General features: G+C 62.1%; 1 protein-coding gene and 1 pseudogene. Both read right to left on the bottom strand.

Going from position 1 to position 406, the window contains the following annotated elements; all coding sequences use genetic code 11:
- A partial coding sequence (locus EOD07_RS39005) for an iron-sulfur cluster biosynthesis family protein (protein ID WP_281059128.1) occupies window positions 1-149 on the bottom strand: 149 nt, incomplete at its 3' end.
- A 100-nt stretch (window positions 150-249) separates the two neighbouring features.
- Window positions 250-406 (bottom strand): annotated as a pseudogene (locus EOD07_RS37140) (SUF system Fe-S cluster assembly protein); the annotation flags it as partial.

Here is a 406-nt window from a genome sequence, read left to right as displayed (position 1 = left end):
GTCACCAGATCGACCGTATATTCCATGCCCGCGCAGCCGCCCTTCTTGATGCCGAGGCGGATGCCGTGCGCATTGTCACGCGTGGCGACAATCTCGCGCACCCGGTCGGCGGCCTTTTCGGTCATCGTGATGACGGCAAAGCGTCCCATTCTTTTTCCTTCCATTCCATGCAGGTTCAAGGCCTGCCGAATGATTCCTCACCTAAAATGGTGAAGTTTTACCCCTGGCGCAAGTATGCCAGGCCCAACGCTAGTACCAACCCACCGCGACCTGCGCCTCTTCCGACATGCGGTCGGCCGACCACGGCGGGTCGAAGGTCATGTTGACCTCGACGCCGGACACGCCTTCGACGGCGCCGACGGCATTTTCGACCCAGCCGGGCATTTCGCCGGCGACAGGGCAGCCC

The organism is Mesorhizobium sp. M2C.T.Ca.TU.002.02.1.1, assembly GCF_003997225.1.
Note: the sequence above shows the minus strand (reverse complement) of the source record. Positions and strands in the feature narration are given on the sequence as shown.